Consider the following 16,223-nt stretch of genomic DNA (forward strand, 5'->3'; position numbering starts at 1 on the left):
TGTGACCCGGCACTCCACCGAACCCGATTTCCTGACCACCGCGCGGACCGCGTACGACAAGGTCGCCGTGTCCTACGGGGACCTGTTGCGCGACGACCTCGCCGGCAACCCGTTCGACCGGCACGTGCTGGGGTTGTTCGCGGACCTGGTGACGGGCCGCGTCGCCGACGTCGGCTGCGGAACGGGCCGGATCACCGGTTTCCTGCGCGGACTCGGGGTCGACGTGTTCGGCGTCGACCTGTCGCCGGGGATGCTCGACGTGGCCCGGCACGACCACCCCGACGTCGACTTCGAGGTCGGCTCCATGCTCGACCTCGCCGTGCCCGACGGGTCGCTGGGCGGGGTTCTGGCCTGGTACTCGGTGATCCACGTGCCGTGGGAGCACCACCCGGCGGTGTACGCGGAGTTCCACCGGGTCCTGGCGCCCGGCGGCCACCTGCTGCTGGCGTTCCACGTCGGTGACGTCGTCCGGCGGCTGCGCCAGGGCTACGGGCACGACATCGAGCTGGACGTGTACCGCCTCCAACCGCACGACGTGGTGGCGCAACTCGTCGCGGCCGGCTTCGAACCGCACACGACGGCGGTCCGCGAGCCCCACGGCGGGGTGTCCGCGCCTCAGGGCTGCGTACTCGTCCGCAAGCCGGACTAGTCCACTGTGGATGGTGGGAAACCACCTTCCACCAAGGACTCCCGCGCCATTTGCCACGCCTCCCGCACCTCGCCAAGCGAACGCCGAACGCCGAACGCCGAAGCCCGGACACGCCAAGCCCTGACACACCAAGCCCCCGAGCCTCCAACGCCGCGACCGGCTCCACCGCGCCGGTCGTGTCGCAAGCGCCGCCGAACGCCGCCCACCCCCGTTCGGACGGGTGCCGGTGGTCCGCCGTGGGTAACACTCCTGAGGCGGGAATTGCCCGACAAGAGGATCGTCCGATTGTAGAACGATCCCACATGGGAAATGTCCAACGAGGGCGGAGGCCGCAGTGATCGATGACGACCGGTGGTGGCGGTTGTTGAACACGAGGGCGACCGATCCGGGCGCGGTGCGACGGGCGTACCAGGGTCGGCGGAAGCGGCTCGGGATGCTGTCGGCGAAGGGCACGCTGGTGCTCGTCGCCGCCGACCACCCGGCCCGCGGCGCGCTCGGCGGCGGCGGTGGTGGCCCGCTCGCGATGGCCGACCGGCGGTCGTTGCTGGAGCGCGTGCTGGTCGCGCTGGACAACCCCGAGGTCGACGGCGTGCTGGGCACACCGGACGTCATCGAGGAACTGCTCCTGCTGCACGGCCTGGACGACCGCGTCGTGATCGGCTCCATGAACCGCGGCGGCCTCGCCGGCGCCGACTGGGAGATCGACGACCGCTTCACCGCCTACGACCCGTCCGCCATCGCCGCCAACGGCCTCGACGGCGGCAAGATGCTGCTCCGCCTCGTGGACTCCGACCCCGGCACCGTCCCCACCCTGGAGAGCTGCGCCGCCGCCGTGTCCGCGCTCGCCGAGCACGCCCTGCCCGCGATGGTCGAACCCCTGCCCTACCTGCGCGACCCGGGCGGCCTCGTCCTCGACAAGGACCCGCGGGCACTGGCCCGAGCCGCCGGTGTCGCGGCCGGCCTCGGCTCCACCTCCGCCTACACCTGGCTCAAGCTCCCGGTCGCGCCCGACGAGGTGCTGGACGCCACCACGCTGCCCACCCTCGTCATGGGCGGCCCGTCCGACGACCCGGCCGCCTGGAGCGCCACCCTGCGCCACCCCACCGTCCGCGGTCTCGTCATCGGTCGCTCGCTGCTCTACCCGCCCGACGACGACGTCGCGGGCGCGGTCGACGACGCGACCCGGCTGCTGGCCGAGTCGCGCTGAGCGGAACCGGGCGGCGTCGCGGTGACGCCACCCGGGGGCTCACTCCGGGTCGTTGCCCCGGGCCCGGGTCACCGGTCCGAAGTACGACCCGCGCTGGTCGTTGCGCTCGAAGTTCTGGATCAGGTCGGCCCGCTGGGTCGGCATGGTCGCGTCCCGCCCGGCTTGCACGACCGTGGACCCGCCGTGCGCCACCGCGCTCTGGTTCACCGACCCCGGCGCCGGTTCCGCGGCCGCCGGCGGAACCGGTGGCACCGACGGCGCGGGGGTGCCCGGGCTCAGGTCGAGCCCGTGCACGTCACCGTGCGGGATCCACATCCAGCCGTGACCGGTGAACGTCTTCTCCGCCACCTCGACCCGCCGGAACGACTTCGCCCGCAACGTGGTGTGCCCCGGCTCGACCAGCGAGTCGTACAGGAACTCCGACAGCACCAGCACCAGGTCGGCCGACGGCACCTGCTCGAGCGCCTGGTGGGCCGGCTTGCTGTTCAGCAACCGGCTCACCAACACGGAGTCCTTGCCGGGGAACCCGTTCGCGCCGTCCATGACCATCCCGTGGTGCATGGCCACCCGCATCCGGACCTTGGCCTCGGGCACCCGCCACTGGTTGACCGACGACAGCTCGGCGTCCAGCGCGCGCACGTAGTCGTCGACCACGACGCGCTCCGGCGTGTGCGGCGGCAGCACCGCCCACTCCTCGTCGCCCTTGGCCTGTCGGGTCCACTGCGTGCGGTCGAGGCCGGCGGACGCGCCCGCGCGGTCCAGGCTCCGCACGAGCAGCTCCTGGAGCTCCCGCTGGAGCTGGTCGTCCGCCGAGCCGTAGCTCCTCAGGTCGCAGCAGACCAGCAGACTGCGCCGGACGTTGGCAGAACTCATGGACTCCGACCTCTCGACTGTCCGGAATAGTGACCGCGCACGGTCACTGTGGAGTACGGCTTCCGCCGAAAACCCGTAGAAGTGCGGGATCCGGTCAGAACCCCGCGAATTTCCTCAGGCCCTCCAGGTCGGGCACCAGCACGTCGCGGCGCAGGTGGCTCACCACGACACCCGCTTTCCGCAGATCGGAGAACGCCTTCTCCGCGGTCCGGGGCTTCATCCCGGCGATGGAGGCGAGTTCGACCTTCGTCAGCGGAATTCCCAGCGTCCATCCGGCCGCCTCTTCGCGGCCGTACGTCTGCACCAATTCGGCGAGCACCCGCGCCACCCGTTCGGCGGCCGGGTGGGACAGGAAATCGCGCCGGCGCTGGTTCGCCCACCGCAACCGGTCGTTGATCATCCCGATCAATTCCACGAACACGTCGTTGCGGCGGTGCAGGAAGCTCATCAACTCCCCGCTGGTGATCAATTTCGCCACTACGTCACCGCACGTGACGACAGTGGCCGAACGTGGTTTCTGGTCGAGCGCGGCCATCTCCCCGACGAGGTCGCCCGCGACCCTGATCGCGAGCAGTGCGGTGTCGCCGGTCTCGTCGGTGGTCTGCACCTTCACGACGCCGTCGAGCAGCAAGAGGACGTGAGTGTCTTTCGCGTCCTGCTCGATGACCTCGCGGTCGGCCGCGTAGCGCACGACTGTTCCGATGCTCAGCAGTTCTTGTCGGGTGTTCTCGCGAAGGCGCCCCAGCAGGCTGTTGATGGGCCAGCCGGGATCCGGTGTCGTCAGCGTGGTCGGCATGGGCAGCATGTGGGTCCTGTTACTGTCGTGACCGGCGGGAACTCGAATTGGGCCGACCTGCGACGGGCGGCAAGTGATGGTCTCCCCGAACGTGCTGCGGACAGTACACCCGAATGGGCGTAACTGGCCCTCTCTTGTCCGGTGTTTTGCGTAGCCACCTCTCATTGAAGATCACGTGCGAATGCACGCGCAATACCGAATCGAATGGAATTGCGCAGCTCTCGGACGTTGGGACCCCCGTCACGACCGGGAACAGCTGTCCGATCCGGGACCTTGGACCTGTCGAGGTCCGGCGAAGGACCTGAAGAAGACCCGTCCCACCCTGGAGCCCCACAGTGAGCCTGCTGTTCACCCCCTTGAGTCTCCGCTCCGTCACGCTGCCGAACCGGATCGCGGTCAGCCCCATGTGCCAGTACTCGGCCGTGGACGGCCACCCGAACGAGTGGCACCTGGTCCACCTCGGCTCCCGCGCGGTGGGCGGCGCGGGGCTCGTGCTGACCGAGGCCACGGCGGTGAGCGCCGTCGGCCGCATCTCACCCGAGGACACCGGCCTGTACGACGACGCGCACGTGGCGTCGTGGCGGAGGGTCACCGACTTCGTCCGCGGGCAGGGCTCGGTGCCCGGCGTGCAGCTGGCGCACGCGGGTCGCAAGGCGTCGACCTACCCGCCGTTCTACGAGCGGCACGGCGGCGTGGCGGACGACGAGGGCGGCTGGACGCCGGTCGCGCCGAGCCCGGAGGCGTTCGTGGAGAGCTACCGCGAACCGGTCGAACTGGACGAAGCGGGCATCGCGGGCGTCATCGCCGACTTCGCCGCCGCCGCCCGGCGCGCGCTCGAAGCGGGCTTCGAGGTCGTCGAGGTGCACGCCGCGCACGGCTACCTGCTCCACGAGTTCCTGTCCCCGCTCAGCAACCACCGCGCCGATGGCTACGGCGGCACGTTCGACAACCGCGCCCGCCTCACCCTGGAGGTGACCAGGGCGGTGCGCGACGCGGTCGGCGAGGACGTGCCGGTGCTGGTCCGCATCTCGGCCACCGACTGGGTGGAGGGCGGCTGGACGACCGAGGACAGCGTTCAGCTCGCGACCGCGTTGAAGCTCGCGGGCGCGGATCTGATCGACGTGTCCACCGGCGGCAACGTCCCACACGCGGAGATCCCGGTCGGACCCGGCTACCAGGTGCCGCACGCCGCGGCCGTGAGGGCCAAGGCGGACGTGCCCACGGCGGCGGTAGGCGTCATCACCGACGCGCACCAGGCGGAACAGGTGCTCGCCGACGGGTCGGCCGACCTGGTCCTGCTCGCGCGGGAGCTGCTGCGCGACCCCTACTGGCCGCTGCACGCGGCGAAGCGACTGGGTGCGCAGGTGACTCCGCCCGAGCAGTACGCCAGGGCGTTCTAGGTAGCCGCGTCAAAGGTCGGGCCGCCCGGGTGTACCGGTGGCCCGACCTTCGAGCGGGTTTGTGGATGCGTCAGCGACGGTAGTCGTCGTAATCGTCGTCCGACGGCTCGTCGTAGCGGTCATCGCTACGGCGTGCCTCGGGTTCGCCGGAAAGCTCGCGTTGCAAGGCGTCAAAGTCGGTGTTGTGAGAGCTGTACTTCAGCTCCCTCGCCACCTTCGTCTGCTTGGCCTTCGCTCGGCCGCGCCCCATGGCTCGACCCCCTCGCACAGGGACGGGGGCGGCCGGGGGAACGGCGGCCCCACTCGTCTCGACAACTAGTTCCTGGTAACTACCGTACCGTGTCGAAGGGGTTCCCCGCGACGCGGTAGGCGTGAGACGTGCCGCCAATTCCCGGCATGGGAGGATGCGCGGGTGCCTCGACCGTTCGTCGCCTACCTCAGGGTGTACGAACCGCTGTCGGCTCTTGACGCACCGTTGGCCGACCAGGTGCGGAAAGCCCTGGAAGCAGGGGCGTTGAGCCGGGCGGACGTCGGTGAGCGGGAACGGGAGCTGTGGTTGCGGTCACAGCTCGCCCGGCCCCGCCGCCTCCTGCCAGGAGAGCGGTCGGACGGCAGCGTCGCACCCGACGCGCCGTTCGACGTCATGACCATCAGCCCGGCCGAGGTGCCGGGCGAAGTCGGCCCCGGCCCGCTGGTGTGCCCGCTCGACCTGCGGGCGCGGTCGGCGGCGGCCCTGGTCGGCTTCCTCGCCACGTCCACCGGGCCCCTGCGGGACGAGGCGTTGGCCGTGGAGTCCGACGCCGTGCGCTCCCGCGCGTCCGCGGTGATGGCCGAGCTGAACCGGGGCGCCGTGCACGTCATCTCCACCACGTGGACCGTGCCGCTGCCGTGGTTCGCCCTGGTCGACCCGGACACCAGGCGCGTGGTGCAGGCACCGCGCGACGACCCCGCGCGGCAGGTCTCGTGGCGGGTGTCCATGCCGGACGCCCGCAGCCGGATCGCCCGCGCGCTGCGCGTCGTGTCCCAGTCCCTGGGAGAGGACGGTCCGGCCCGGATCCTGTCCGACACCGGCAAGTGGCTGGACAACTTCGCGCCGGACTCGGCCGTCGAGCTGGACTACGGCGGCCTCGTGCAGCTGATCGACGACGCCGACCTGCTGGAGGACACCTCCGCGCAGGACGTGAACGCGATCGTGGACGCCCTGGAGAGCGGGGACGCCGAGGAGGTCGCCCTGCGCTACGAGCGGCTACGGGAGTTCTGGGACGAGTTGGCCCGGCGCGAGCGCCACGGTTAGCAGCAGGCGTGCGCCCACGGCCGCCGCGGCGGCCAGGAGCAGTGCCGCGGACCACCCGATCGTGACGGCCACCCAGCCCGCGATCGGGGGTGTGATCGTCGCGACCAGGTAGTTGACGCTGTTCTGGGTGGCCATCGCGGTGGCCGACCGGCCGGCGGGTGCGAGTTCACCCGCGGCGGTGAGCGCCAGGCCGTTCCAGCACGTCGCGGCGGCGGCCGCGGGGATCAGCACGGCGGCCAGCAGCCACACCGGCGCCGCGTCCGCCAGCGCGGCGCACAGGGCGAAACCGCAGGCCACGGCCACCGCGATGATCCGCAGCGGGCCGAGCCGGCTGCGGGCGCGGTCCGACCACACGCCCACCGCGAGCCGTCCGGCGCCGCCGACCACCTGGGCCACCGCGAACAACCCCGCCGCCACGCCCGCCGCGACGCCCCGGTGCTCGTGCAGCAGTTCGACGGCCAGCGTCGCGGCGGTGAACTGCGGCACCACCAGCAGACCGCCCGCCACGCTCACCCGGATCAGCCGCGCGTCCTTGACGAACAGCCCCTGGCCGCGGCGGGACCGGACCGCGTCCGGCGGTTCCCGCACCCACACGGCCACCGCGACCGCGACCGCCGCCGTCACGCCCGCCAGGGCCAGGAACGCGCCGGGCACCCCGTCGTGGACCGCCACCACGGGCAGCACCGCGGCGGTCAGCGCCGCGCCGAGCGGGGTCGCGGTCTGCCGGATGCCCATCGCGAGCCCGCGCCGGTCCGCCGGGAACCAGTTCATGACCGCCCGGCCGCTCGCCGCGTTGACGCTCGCCCCGAACAGCCCGACCCCGACCAGCGCCACGCCCGCCACGACCGGGCCGTCGAGCGCGGTGACCGCCAGGAACGCCGCCGAGCCGAACCCGCCGACGGCCATCACCAGCCGCTCGCCCCGCCGGTCGGCGACCGCGCCCCACGGGACCAGGGCCACCATCGTGCCCAGGTTCACCGCGCCCAGCAGGACGCCTACCTGCGGCAACGTCAACCCGAAGTGCTCGCGCAGTTGCGGGGTGATGGCGGGCAGCCCGAGGAAAACCGCCGCGTTGACCCCCTGGGCGAGGGCTCCCACCGCCAGGACCACCCACCGATAACGCATTACGCAAAGCTAAGCGTCTCACCAGAATCTGGGAATCTTTTCCCACATTCTGGTGAGACGCCTGCGCTGAGCTGCGGCCGGACGGCTCCGGCGGCTACTCCTTGGTGCGGCCGGGGTTGGCGGGCCAGCCCCGTTCGGCGGCCAGCAGCTCGTCGACCGACGCGCTGCCGCTCTGGTACCGGCCCGCGATCTCCGCGTTCAGCTGGTCGACCACGGCCTGCACCTCGCGCCGCCGGCCGGACACCGACGCCTCCTCGTTCACGAACACGGTCAGCGCCAGGTCCAGCTTGTCGTCGCTCAACGCGCTCACGTCGCTCAGGTCCACGTCCGCGACCAGCGCCTCGACGTGCCGCTGGTGCGCGTCCGCCCGCGAGGGCTCCTGCGTCTGGTAGCGGCCGAGGCCGGTCGCCGGGCCCACCGCGTTGGAGGCGAGGATGGTCGCGAGCTGGTCGACCACCGCGTCACCGCCGTCCGTCCGGCGCAGCTTCTCGGCCTTCACGATGTCGATCCGGGCGTGCAGCAGCCGGCGCAGGTACGACAGGTCGGTCTCCTCCTGCGCCGCCTCGTCGCGCAGCGCGCGCACCTCGGCGAGCGGAAGCCTCTCGGCACCCTCCGTGTAGGAGGGGGCGAGGACCCGGTCGATACGTCGGCGTCCGCCGGGACGCACCTCGATCACGTACTCATCCTGAGGTAGTTCGTGCCTGCCCGCCAACACAAACCTGCTTCCAAAGTTGTTTCAAACCTGTACCGGAGTGCGCACGCCCAGTAGTGCACGTGCATCTGCCGGCGAGAGGGGCGGTCGTTGGGCGATTCTGGCCAACCCGGCGGCTCTCGCGACGAGTTGTGCGTTGTCGCGGACGGGTTGGCCCTTCGCGTAGGTGATGGTGTCCTCCATGCCGACCCGGAGGTGACCGCCCGCGCCGAGGGCCGTCAACATCACGGGGAGTGACGACCGGCCGATGCCCGTGGCGGAGAACGACGCGTCCTCGGGCAGCAGCCGCAGCGCCGCGACGAGGGTTTCGGCGTCACCCGGCATGCCGCCCGGCACGCCCATCACGAGGTCGACGTGGACCTTGTCCCCGGCGGGTCGGCCGTGCTTGTCGAGCAGTCGGCGCAGCGACGCCAGCTGGCCGAGGTCGAAGATCTCGTACTCGGGCACGATCCGCCGTTCCTGCATGCCCTTGTGCAGCGCGACCACGAACTCCCAGCGGTTCATGAACACGTCGTCGCCGAAGTTCACGGTCCCCATCGTGCAGGACGCCGAGTCCGGCAGTGCGTCGAGCACCCGCAGCCGATCGGCCTCGGGATCGGTCACCGCGCCACCCGTGGACAGCTGCACGACGAGCCCGGTCTGCTCCCGCAACGCCTGCACGGTGTCCTGGAGCCGCTTGAGGTCGAGAGTGGGCTTGGCATCGTCGCCCCGGATGTGCACGTGCACCATCGCCGCGCCCACCTGCTCGCACTCCCGCGCGGCCGTGACCAGCTCTTCCAGGGTGACGGGAAGCTGCGGCACATCACCTTTGGCGTGCTCGGCCCCGGTGGGGGCCACGGTGAGCAAGGTGCCGTGAGATCCGGGTCGGGACATGCCCGAATAGTGGCACACCCCACGCTGCGATCCCGTGAGGTCGACCGCACCACAATCCCTCCACCCACCGGTTCCCACCCGGCCGCTCCTGCCCTCGACCCCGCCCCCTCGACCCCGCCCCCTCGACCCCGCCCAGCCGCTCCCCACCTGCTCGCCGATCAGCGTCACCCACCCCGACCCCGGCAGCTCGAGCACACCGTTCGAATGCGAGTGCACTCCCGCCGCTCTGCTCGCACCCGCCCGGCGCTTCATCGGCAGGCACCGGCGAGAATCGCTCAACTCAAGGATTGTTCAACGATCCGACAACCCATAGCCAGCTTCTCGTCAGATCGTAGAACAATCCAACAAAACAATCGTTCAACAAAAGGGCGATCCAACAACCCCAATCGAGCTCAGCAGCCGCGAGGTCGGGCCGGCACGAGCCGATCATGTCGGGCCGCGGAGTCGACTGGGCGCGGCCGGGTGTCGAACGCGTTGTCCGCCGGTCGAGGGACTGTGCGGGGTTCACGGGGCGAGTCCCGGCCCAACCTTCGGCCGGGAGTGCCTACCGCCCCGGCCGCCGGTCGAGTTCGGCCACACCCAACCGGGTGCTCCGGAGATGGAGGGTGCCACTGGACCCTCGTCCGAGCCGCCGAGCCGCCGAGCCGCCGAGCCGCCGAGCCGCCGAGCCGGCCGGGGCGGGCGTCGGGTTATCGGCCCAGGTTGCGGGCTGCCTCGCGGCCGAGGCCGGGGGTGTCCGGGGGGATCGAGTCGGGGTCCACGTTGGCCTGGACGACTCGGTCCTCGGCGCCGGCCAGGAGTTCCTGGGTCGGGTCCACCGAGCGCTTGACCAGGGCCAGCGCGATCGGGCCCAGTTCGTGGTGCTGGGCGACGCTGCCCACGCGGCCCACCACGCGGTCGCCGGCGCGGACCGGGTCGCCGGTTTCGGGCTGGACCTCGCGGGAGCCGTCCAGGTGCAGGAGCAGCATCCGGCGCGGCGGCCGGCCGACGTTGTGGACCTTCGACACCGTCTCCTGGCCCCGGTAGCACCCCTTGTCCAGGTGCACCGCCTCGCCGACCCAGTTCACCTCGTGCGGGATCGTCTTCTCGTCGGTGTCCACGCCCAGCCGCGCGTGCAGCGACTCCACCCGCAGCGCCTCGAACGCCCAGCTCCCCGCCGGCCGCGCACCCGCGTCGGTGAACCTCGTCCACCACCGCGTCAGCTCGGCGCGCGGCACCAGCAGGTCCGCCGCGTCCTGACCCGGCCACGTCGCGCGCCGGACGACGCCACCGTCGAAGGATTGTGCGGTGTGAGGATTGGGGGGCAGTTCTACGTTTGACTTGTTGAACAATTCTACGAGTGACGGGCCGACCACCGTCAGCACCGCGTAGGAGGACGTCACGTCCTCGACGGTCACCTTCGACCAGAAGATCATCTTGGTGAGGTACGCCACCAGGTCGGCCACCCGGTCCGGCTCGGTGTCCAGGTACGCCACCCCGCCGACGTTCGCCACGACGAAGTGGTGCTCCACCCGCCCCTGCACGTCCAGGATCAGCGCCTCGGTCGCCGCGCCCTCGCCCAACGCGGTGAAGTGCTGGCTGGTCAACGAGTGCAACCAGGTCAACCGGTCCTCGCCACCGACCGCGACGACCGCCCGGTTCGACCGGTCGAACACCGCGACCGACCGGGCCGCCGCCCGCTGCTCCGCGAACGGGTCGCCGAAGTGCCAGGGCACGCCCTGGTCGGGCACACCGGTGAACGGCGCGACCGCACCCGGGAGGGACAGCAGCGGAGAACTCACGAAGACTCCTTCAAGCAGTCGCGGCACGTGCCGGACAGCGCGAGGTGGCTGGCATCCAGTTCGAACCCGTACTCGGCGTCCAGTGTTCCGCCCAACGGCCCGAGCAACGCGCACGGCACCTCGTCCACCCGCCCGCACCGGTGGCACACCAGGTGCACGTGCTCGTGCTCCTGCACCGAGTACGACGGCGCGCCGTGCCCCAGGTGCGTGTGCCGCACGAGCCCGAGCTGGTCGAGCAGGTCGAGCGTCCGGTAGATCGTCGTGATGTTCACCGTCGGCGCCCCGACCTGCACGTGCCGGCACACCTGCTCCGGTGTCGCGTGCCCGAGCGACCGCACCGCGTCCAGCACCATCTGGCGCTGGGGCGTCATCCGCATCCCGCGCTCGTGCAGCGTCTTGCGCAGGGCTTTCGGCTCGCCGGCGGTCTCCACGAGGACGATGGTAGGCCGTGGGTAGTCTCACGGTATGCGAGTGCTCGCCCTGCTGGACGGAACGATCGCCGATCCCGAAGCCCCGGTGATCCGGGCCGACGACCTGGGTCTCCAACGCGGCGACGGCGTCTTCGAAACCGTTCTCGCCGTCGACGGCAAGCCGAGGGAACTCGGTCCGCACCTGGACCGGATGACCCGCTCGACGTCGATGCTCGACCTGCCCGCACCCGACCGGGCGGCCTACGAACGGGCCGTCGGCGCGGTGCTGGAGCACTGGCGCGGCGGTCGGGAGGTCGCGATCAAGCTGGTCCTCACCCGCGGCGTCGACGGCGGCGACGGCACGCCGACCGGCTTCGTCCTCGCCTCGGAGGTCGCGCCGAAGGCGTTGGCCCAGCGCGCGGACGGCCTGGCGGCCATCACCCTGGACCGCGGCGTCGAGCCGGGTCTGGCGGACCGGGCGCCGTGGCTGCTGCTCGGCGCGAAGTCGTTGTCCTACGCGGTCAACATGGCCGCGCTGCGCGAGGCGGAACGCCAGGGCGCCGCGGAGGTCGTGTTCACCACGCCCTCCGGATCGGTTCTCGAGGGACCGACGTCGACGGTCGTGATGGCGAACGGGAAAACGCTCGTGACGCCGCCGGACGCGTTGGGAATCCTGCCGGGAACCACGCAGGCCGCGCTGTTCCGCGCCGCGTCCCGTGCCGGGTGGACGATCGAGGTCGCGCGAATCGATGTCACCGAGCTCTACGCCGCGGACGGTGTTTTCCTCGCCTCGAGCGTTCGCCGGATCACCCGCGTGCACACTTTGGACGGCAAGGTGCTCGCCGATTCGACCGAACTGCACGCGCAGCTTTCCGCGTTGTACGAATCGGAATACTGACGAAAGGCGCCCGCCCCGGGGGGAGAGTTCCCGGGGCGGGCGGTCTTCCCCCTTACTTGAGGCCGGCGTCCACTGCCGACATCAACGTTCCGGTGTCACCGGACATCTCCCAGATCATCGCGCCCAGCAATCCCTTCTGCTTCATCCACGCGGTCTTCTTGCCGATCGACCACGTGTCGTCGAAGGTCCACCACTGGCCGCCGTTGCCGGTGAAGCAGGACGTCGCGACCGCCGCTTCGTCGTGGTACACCGTGCAACCCGGGACGCTCGCGATGAGGTTCGAGTACCCGCGGGTGCCCGCCTCCTCCGCGAACTGGCCCGGCGCCGCGCCGGTCGCCGACTGCCACTCGCCCTTCTTCCCGCCGTCCGCGACGCCTTGCCAGCCGCGGCCGTAGAACGCGAGGCCCACCGTGATCTTGCGCGGGCTCACCCCCGCCTCGAGGTAGGCGTTCACCGTGTCCTCGACGCTGAAGTGGAAGGAGTACGGGTCGTCCGCGTCGGGGTACAGGTTGCCCTGGTGCCCGACCCGGTTCGGCTCCCACGAGTTGTCGCTGCCCGAGCCGTGGAAGTCGTAGCCCTGGACGTTGAAGATGTCCATGGACTTCGCGACCTCGGCGAGCTCCCAGCCGGTGGCGATCTTGCCGCGGTCGGCGGGCGTGAAGGCGGTGATCTGGTACCGCTTGCCCGTGGACTGCGTCAGCTCGTCCAGCTGCTTGCGGAACTCCGCGATCAGCAGCGTGTTGTTGTGCTTGTCGTCCGGGCTGATGTGGTTGCCCGCGTGCCCTTCGGCACCCGGCCACTCCCAGTCGAGGTCGATGCCGTCGAAGATGCCGGCCGCCGTGCCCGGACCGCCCGCCGCGTTGTAGGTCGGCAGGTTGCCCTTGATGTAGGTGTCGATGCACGACGCCACGAACTTCTTGCGCGACGCGTCGGACTTCGCCACGTCGGAGAAGTACTTGGAGTACGTCCAGCCGCCGAGCGAGATCAGCACCTTCAGGTTCGGGTACTTGGCCTTGAGCTTCTTGAGCTGGTTGTAGTTGCCGCGCAACGGCTCCCAGCCCGTGTCGCCGACGCCGTCGACCGACTGCGCCGCCGCGAACGGCCTGCTGTAGTCGGCTTCCGCGTCGCCCGCGCCGTCACCCTGGTTCGGGTCCTGCGGGTTGGCCGTCGTGCCCTTCGTGACGCCCTGGAGGCACGTCAGGTTCACCGGGTCGATGTTGCCGAACGCGTAGTTGATGTGCGTCAGCTTCGCCGCGGCGCCACTGGTGTCCAGGTTCTTCACGAAGAACTGCCGGCCGTAGATGCCCCACTGCACGAAGTAGCCCACCCGCGCGTAACCGTTCACGATGTCCGAAGTGGACACCTTGACCGTCGGGCTGGCCGCGGAGATGTTGTCGTACAGGTCGCGCGCCTTGACCGAGAACGAGTACTCGGTGGACGGCGACAGGCCGGAGACGGTGGCCGTGGTGCCGAGGACGGTGGTCGCCACGGTGCCGCCGACGTAGACGTCGTAGTTCGCGACGCCCTTGTTGTCCGTGGACGCGTCCCACGCCAGCGTGACGCTGCCCGCGTCCTTGCCCGTGCTCTTGAGGTTCGCGGGCGCGGTCGGGGCCTGGGTGTCGTCGGCCGGGTTGTTCGTCGTGACGGCGAGCGGACCGGCCGCCGCGGAGGCGTTCCCCTTGGTGTCCTTGGCCTTCACGGTGAACGAGTAGGCCGTGTTCGGGGTCAGGCCGGTGATCGTCGCGGTGGTCGTGGTGACCGTGGCGGCGAGCGTCGTGCCGTTGTAGACGTCGTAGTTCGCGACCGGCAGCGAGCCCGGCGAGGAGCCGTTCCACTGGAGCGTCACGGTCTTCGTCGTCTTGACCGGCGAGCGCAGGTTGCCCGGCACCGTCGGCGGGACGTCCGGGGTGCCGTCGCAGTTCACGTTGTTGATGCGGCAGGTCACCGGTTGGACCGCCGAGCTGAGTGTGAACGTCGGGCTGTAGGGCTCGGTGGACTTACGAGCCCCGACGGACTTGTTGTAGTGCACCGGGTTCAGCGTCACCGTGGTGCCGCTCTGCGCGATGGTGCCGTTGTTCGCGTTGCTCGCGGTGACGCCCGCGGGCAGCGTGAACGTGATGGACCAGTCCGCGAGGGTGGCGTCGGTGTTGTTGTTCACCACGACCTTGGCGCTCGTGCCCGAGAGCGTGAAGTCGGCGGTGATGGGTGCGGGTGGTGGTGCCGGGTCGCCGGTGCCGTCGCAGTTCGCTCCCTTGATCGTGCAGGCCGTGGGATCGACCGCCGAGCTGAGCGTGAACGTGGGGCTGAACGGCTCGGTGTTCTTGCCGGCCTGGAGGGTGCTGATGTAGTACGCGGGGGTGAGCGTGACCCGCGTGCCGGATTGGGTGGTCGACGCGTTCTGCGCCCCGCTGACGGTGACGCCCGCGGGTAGGTCGAACTTGATCGACCAACCGGTCAGGGCGCTGGTCGTCGAGTTCGTGACGACGAACTTGCCCGTGTTGCCGGTCCGGCTGAACGTGGCGGTGATCCCCGTGTCGGCGTGAGCCGGCACGGCGAATGCGGTTACTGCGGATAGTGCCAGGAGCGCGATGGCTAGTCGGCGCATGGGTTGTGCTCCTCGATTGCAGGGACAGTCGAGAACCACGGCGGCCAAGCACGAAACTAGGTCGTGCGCCCGGGATTCACAATGGGTCTAGACCAATTGCGTCCGTTCAGCCCTGTGGGCGGAACCGGAGTCGGGTTCCGGGAAGCGCCTGACCCAGCAGTGGAAGGGATCTTTCGGGCACTACGCCGATCACCGGGTATCCGCCGGTGGTCGGATGATCGGCCAGGAACACCGCGGGTTGGCCGTCGGCCGGCACCTGCACGGCACCCGTCACCAGGCCTTCGCTGGGCAATTCCCGGCTTTTGTACCGTTCTTCCCTTTGCAGTGCGGTGCCGACGAGTCGAACGCCGACCCGGTTGCTCCGCTCGGACACGGTCCAACTGCCGTTCGACAATTGAAAAGTAGGATCGTTGAACCATCCCTCCCGCGGTCCCAGCAGCACGGGCACCACGAGTTCGTCCGGCACCCGGACCGGGACCAGCACGTCGACCCCGACGGGCACCCCGAGCACGTCGCCGAGCGGGAGGACGTGGCCGTCGGCGAGCGGGTCGGGGCCGATGCCGGAGAGCAGGTCGGTGGAGCGGCTGCCGAGTTGCGGGTCCACGTCGAGTCCGCCGGAGACGGCGAGGTAGTTGCGCAGGCCGTGCGCGGGCGTGCCGAGCCGGACTTCCTCCCCCGCCGCGAGGTGGAACGGCGAGTCCCGGTGGACCCCGTCGACCAGCACGTCCACCGAAGGCCCGGTGACCGCGACGGTGCAGGACGCGTCGGCGCGCAGGTGGAGCCCGCCGAGCAGCACCTCGAGGGCGGCGGCGTCGGGCGGGTTGCCGACCAGGCGGTTGGCGAGGGTGAGCGAGGGGGTGTCGAGCGCGCCGGACGGCGGCACCCCGAGCGCCGCGAACCCGGTGCGGCCGAGGTCCTGGACGAGGGCCTGCGGACCGGTGCGCAGGACGGTGACGGTTCTCAACGGACCACCTCGAACCGCACGCGGTCGCCGGGCGCGAGCAGGGCGGCGGGGTCGCGGTGGACGTCGAACAGCGGCGCGTCGGTCCGCCCGATCAACCGCCAGCCGCCGGGGGTCGCGCGGGGGTAGGCGGCGGTGTACTCGCCCGCGACGCCCACCGAGCCGGCGGGCACCCTGGTGCGCGGCGAGTCGAGTCGTGGCTGGTGGAGGGCCTCGGGCAGGCCGACGAGGTAGCCGAAACCGGGCGCGAACCCGCAGAACGCCACCGAGTACACCGCCTCCGAGTGCAGCCGCACCACCTCTTCGACCGCGATGCCGGCGGTGTCGGCGACCAGCGCGAGATCAGGCCCGTCGTACACCACCGGCACGACGACCTCGCGCGCCTCGCCCGCACTCCGCCGCCCGAGGTCGACCCCTTCGAGAACCCGCCGAACCCGCGCCTGCCCACCGTCCCGCGTCACCACGAGCACGGTCCGCGCGGCCGGAACGACCTCGACCACCTCGTCCAACCGCGCCCCGACCACAGCCGCCCGCACGGCCTCGACCTCGTCCAACGACCCGACCTCGACCAACACGGCCCGGTCACCGCACCGCCGCAACCTCACCTACGCACCCACCAGCCCATCCACCTATCCACCC

Annotated in this window: 16 protein-coding genes; 5 read left to right on the forward strand and 11 right to left on the reverse strand. The window is 70.8% G+C overall.

The window, feature by feature from the left end; translation table 11 throughout:
• The first annotated feature begins 1 nt into the window (after nucleotide 1).
• A complete protein-coding gene (locus AB0G50_RS06045; protein WP_360102801.1) occupies nucleotides 2-649 on the forward strand; it encodes a class I SAM-dependent methyltransferase in 648 nt (215 codons plus the stop codon).
• 334 nt (nucleotides 650-983) lie between these two features.
• Nucleotides 984-1,856 (forward strand): aldolase, encoded by an 873-nt coding sequence (locus AB0G50_RS06050; protein WP_360102803.1) that lies wholly within the window; start codon nucleotides 984-986, stop codon nucleotides 1,854-1,856.
• Between the two features lie 39 nt (nucleotides 1,857-1,895).
• Here the strand turns inward: AB0G50_RS06050 and AB0G50_RS06055 are convergent, their stop codons facing one another.
• Both AB0G50_RS06055 and AB0G50_RS06060 read right to left on the reverse strand, forming a co-directional pair.
• Nucleotides 1,896-2,729, reverse strand: a complete 834-nt coding sequence (locus tag AB0G50_RS06055; RefSeq protein WP_360102805.1) for a hypothetical protein — start codon at nucleotides 2,727-2,729, stop codon at nucleotides 1,896-1,898.
• Between the two features lie 94 nt (nucleotides 2,730-2,823).
• Nucleotides 2,824-3,534, reverse strand: a complete 711-nt coding sequence (locus AB0G50_RS06060) for a Crp/Fnr family transcriptional regulator (protein WP_360102807.1) — start codon at nucleotides 3,532-3,534, stop codon at nucleotides 2,824-2,826.
• A gap of 326 nt (nucleotides 3,535-3,860) precedes the next feature.
• On the opposite strand from AB0G50_RS06060, the gene AB0G50_RS06065 reads away from it, so the two are divergent.
• A complete protein-coding gene (locus AB0G50_RS06065) occupies nucleotides 3,861-4,925 on the forward strand; it encodes an NADH:flavin oxidoreductase/NADH oxidase (RefSeq protein ID WP_360102809.1) in 1,065 nt (354 codons plus the stop codon).
• Nucleotides 4,926-4,995: 70 nt separating this feature from the next.
• Here AB0G50_RS06065 and AB0G50_RS06070 read toward each other — a convergent pair whose 3' ends face one another.
• Entirely contained in the window at nucleotides 4,996-5,175 is a 180-nt protein-coding gene (locus tag AB0G50_RS06070; RefSeq protein WP_360102811.1) for a DUF3073 domain-containing protein, read from the reverse strand.
• Between the two features lie 162 nt (nucleotides 5,176-5,337).
• Here AB0G50_RS06070 and AB0G50_RS06075 point away from each other — a divergent pair, with 162 nt between their 5' ends.
• Nucleotides 5,338-6,219 (forward strand): hypothetical protein, encoded by an 882-nt coding sequence (locus tag AB0G50_RS06075; protein WP_360102813.1) that lies wholly within the window; start codon nucleotides 5,338-5,340, stop codon nucleotides 6,217-6,219.
• Here the strand turns inward: AB0G50_RS06075 and AB0G50_RS06080 are convergent.
• The 5 genes from AB0G50_RS06080 to AB0G50_RS06100 form a co-directional block, all read right to left on the reverse strand.
• Nucleotides 6,172-7,344 (reverse strand): MFS transporter, encoded by a 1,173-nt coding sequence (locus AB0G50_RS06080; RefSeq protein WP_360102815.1) that lies wholly within the window; start codon nucleotides 7,342-7,344, stop codon nucleotides 6,172-6,174. The two genes, AB0G50_RS06075 and AB0G50_RS06080, sit on opposite strands and share 48 nt — an antisense overlap.
• A 94-nt stretch (nucleotides 7,345-7,438) precedes the next feature.
• Nucleotides 7,439-8,020, reverse strand: coding sequence for an aerial mycelium formation protein (locus AB0G50_RS06085; RefSeq protein ID WP_360102817.1), 582 nt, complete (start codon nucleotides 8,018-8,020; stop codon nucleotides 7,439-7,441).
• A 60-nt stretch (nucleotides 8,021-8,080) separates the two neighbouring features.
• A complete protein-coding gene (locus AB0G50_RS06090) occupies nucleotides 8,081-8,893 on the reverse strand; it encodes a 3-keto-5-aminohexanoate cleavage protein (RefSeq protein ID WP_360102819.1) in 813 nt (270 codons plus the stop codon).
• Nucleotides 8,894-9,618: 725 nt separating this feature from the next.
• Nucleotides 9,619-10,710, reverse strand: a complete 1,092-nt coding sequence (locus AB0G50_RS06095; protein ID WP_360102821.1) for a folate-binding protein — start codon at nucleotides 10,708-10,710, stop codon at nucleotides 9,619-9,621.
• Nucleotides 10,707-11,141, reverse strand: coding sequence for a Fur family transcriptional regulator (locus AB0G50_RS06100; RefSeq protein WP_360102823.1), 435 nt, complete (start codon nucleotides 11,139-11,141; stop codon nucleotides 10,707-10,709). Before AB0G50_RS06100 ends, AB0G50_RS06095 begins: the two co-directional genes overlap by 4 nt.
• Nucleotides 11,142-11,175: 34 nt before the next feature.
• Here AB0G50_RS06100 and AB0G50_RS06105 point away from each other — a divergent pair, with 34 nt between their 5' ends.
• The gene (locus AB0G50_RS06105) at nucleotides 11,176-12,018 is read left to right on the forward strand and encodes an aminodeoxychorismate lyase (RefSeq protein WP_360102825.1); all 843 of its coding nucleotides are present in this window, start codon (nucleotides 11,176-11,178) and stop codon (nucleotides 12,016-12,018) included.
• 52 nt (nucleotides 12,019-12,070) lie between these two features.
• Here the strand turns inward: AB0G50_RS06105 and AB0G50_RS06110 are convergent, their stop codons facing one another.
• The 3 genes from AB0G50_RS06110 to pxpB form a co-directional block, all read right to left on the reverse strand.
• On the reverse strand, nucleotides 12,071-14,623 hold the full coding sequence (locus AB0G50_RS06110; protein WP_360102827.1) for a glycosyl hydrolase family 18 protein: 2,553 nt from the start codon (nucleotides 14,621-14,623) through the stop codon (nucleotides 12,071-12,073).
• Between the two features lie 106 nt (nucleotides 14,624-14,729).
• Nucleotides 14,730-15,587: a biotin-dependent carboxyltransferase family protein gene (locus AB0G50_RS06115; RefSeq protein ID WP_360102829.1), complete on the reverse strand. Its 858-nt coding sequence runs from the start codon at nucleotides 15,585-15,587 to the stop codon at nucleotides 14,730-14,732.
• On the reverse strand, nucleotides 15,584-16,189 hold the full coding sequence (pxpB, locus tag AB0G50_RS06120; RefSeq protein ID WP_360102831.1) for a 5-oxoprolinase subunit PxpB: 606 nt from the start codon (nucleotides 16,187-16,189) through the stop codon (nucleotides 15,584-15,586). The genes AB0G50_RS06115 and pxpB overlap by 4 nt, the downstream gene beginning before the upstream one ends.
• Between the last annotated feature and the right edge of the window lie 34 nt (nucleotides 16,190-16,223).

The organism is Actinosynnema sp. NPDC020468 (genome assembly GCF_040642015.1).
Taxonomy (GTDB): domain Bacteria; phylum Actinomycetota; class Actinomycetes; order Mycobacteriales; family Pseudonocardiaceae; genus Actinosynnema.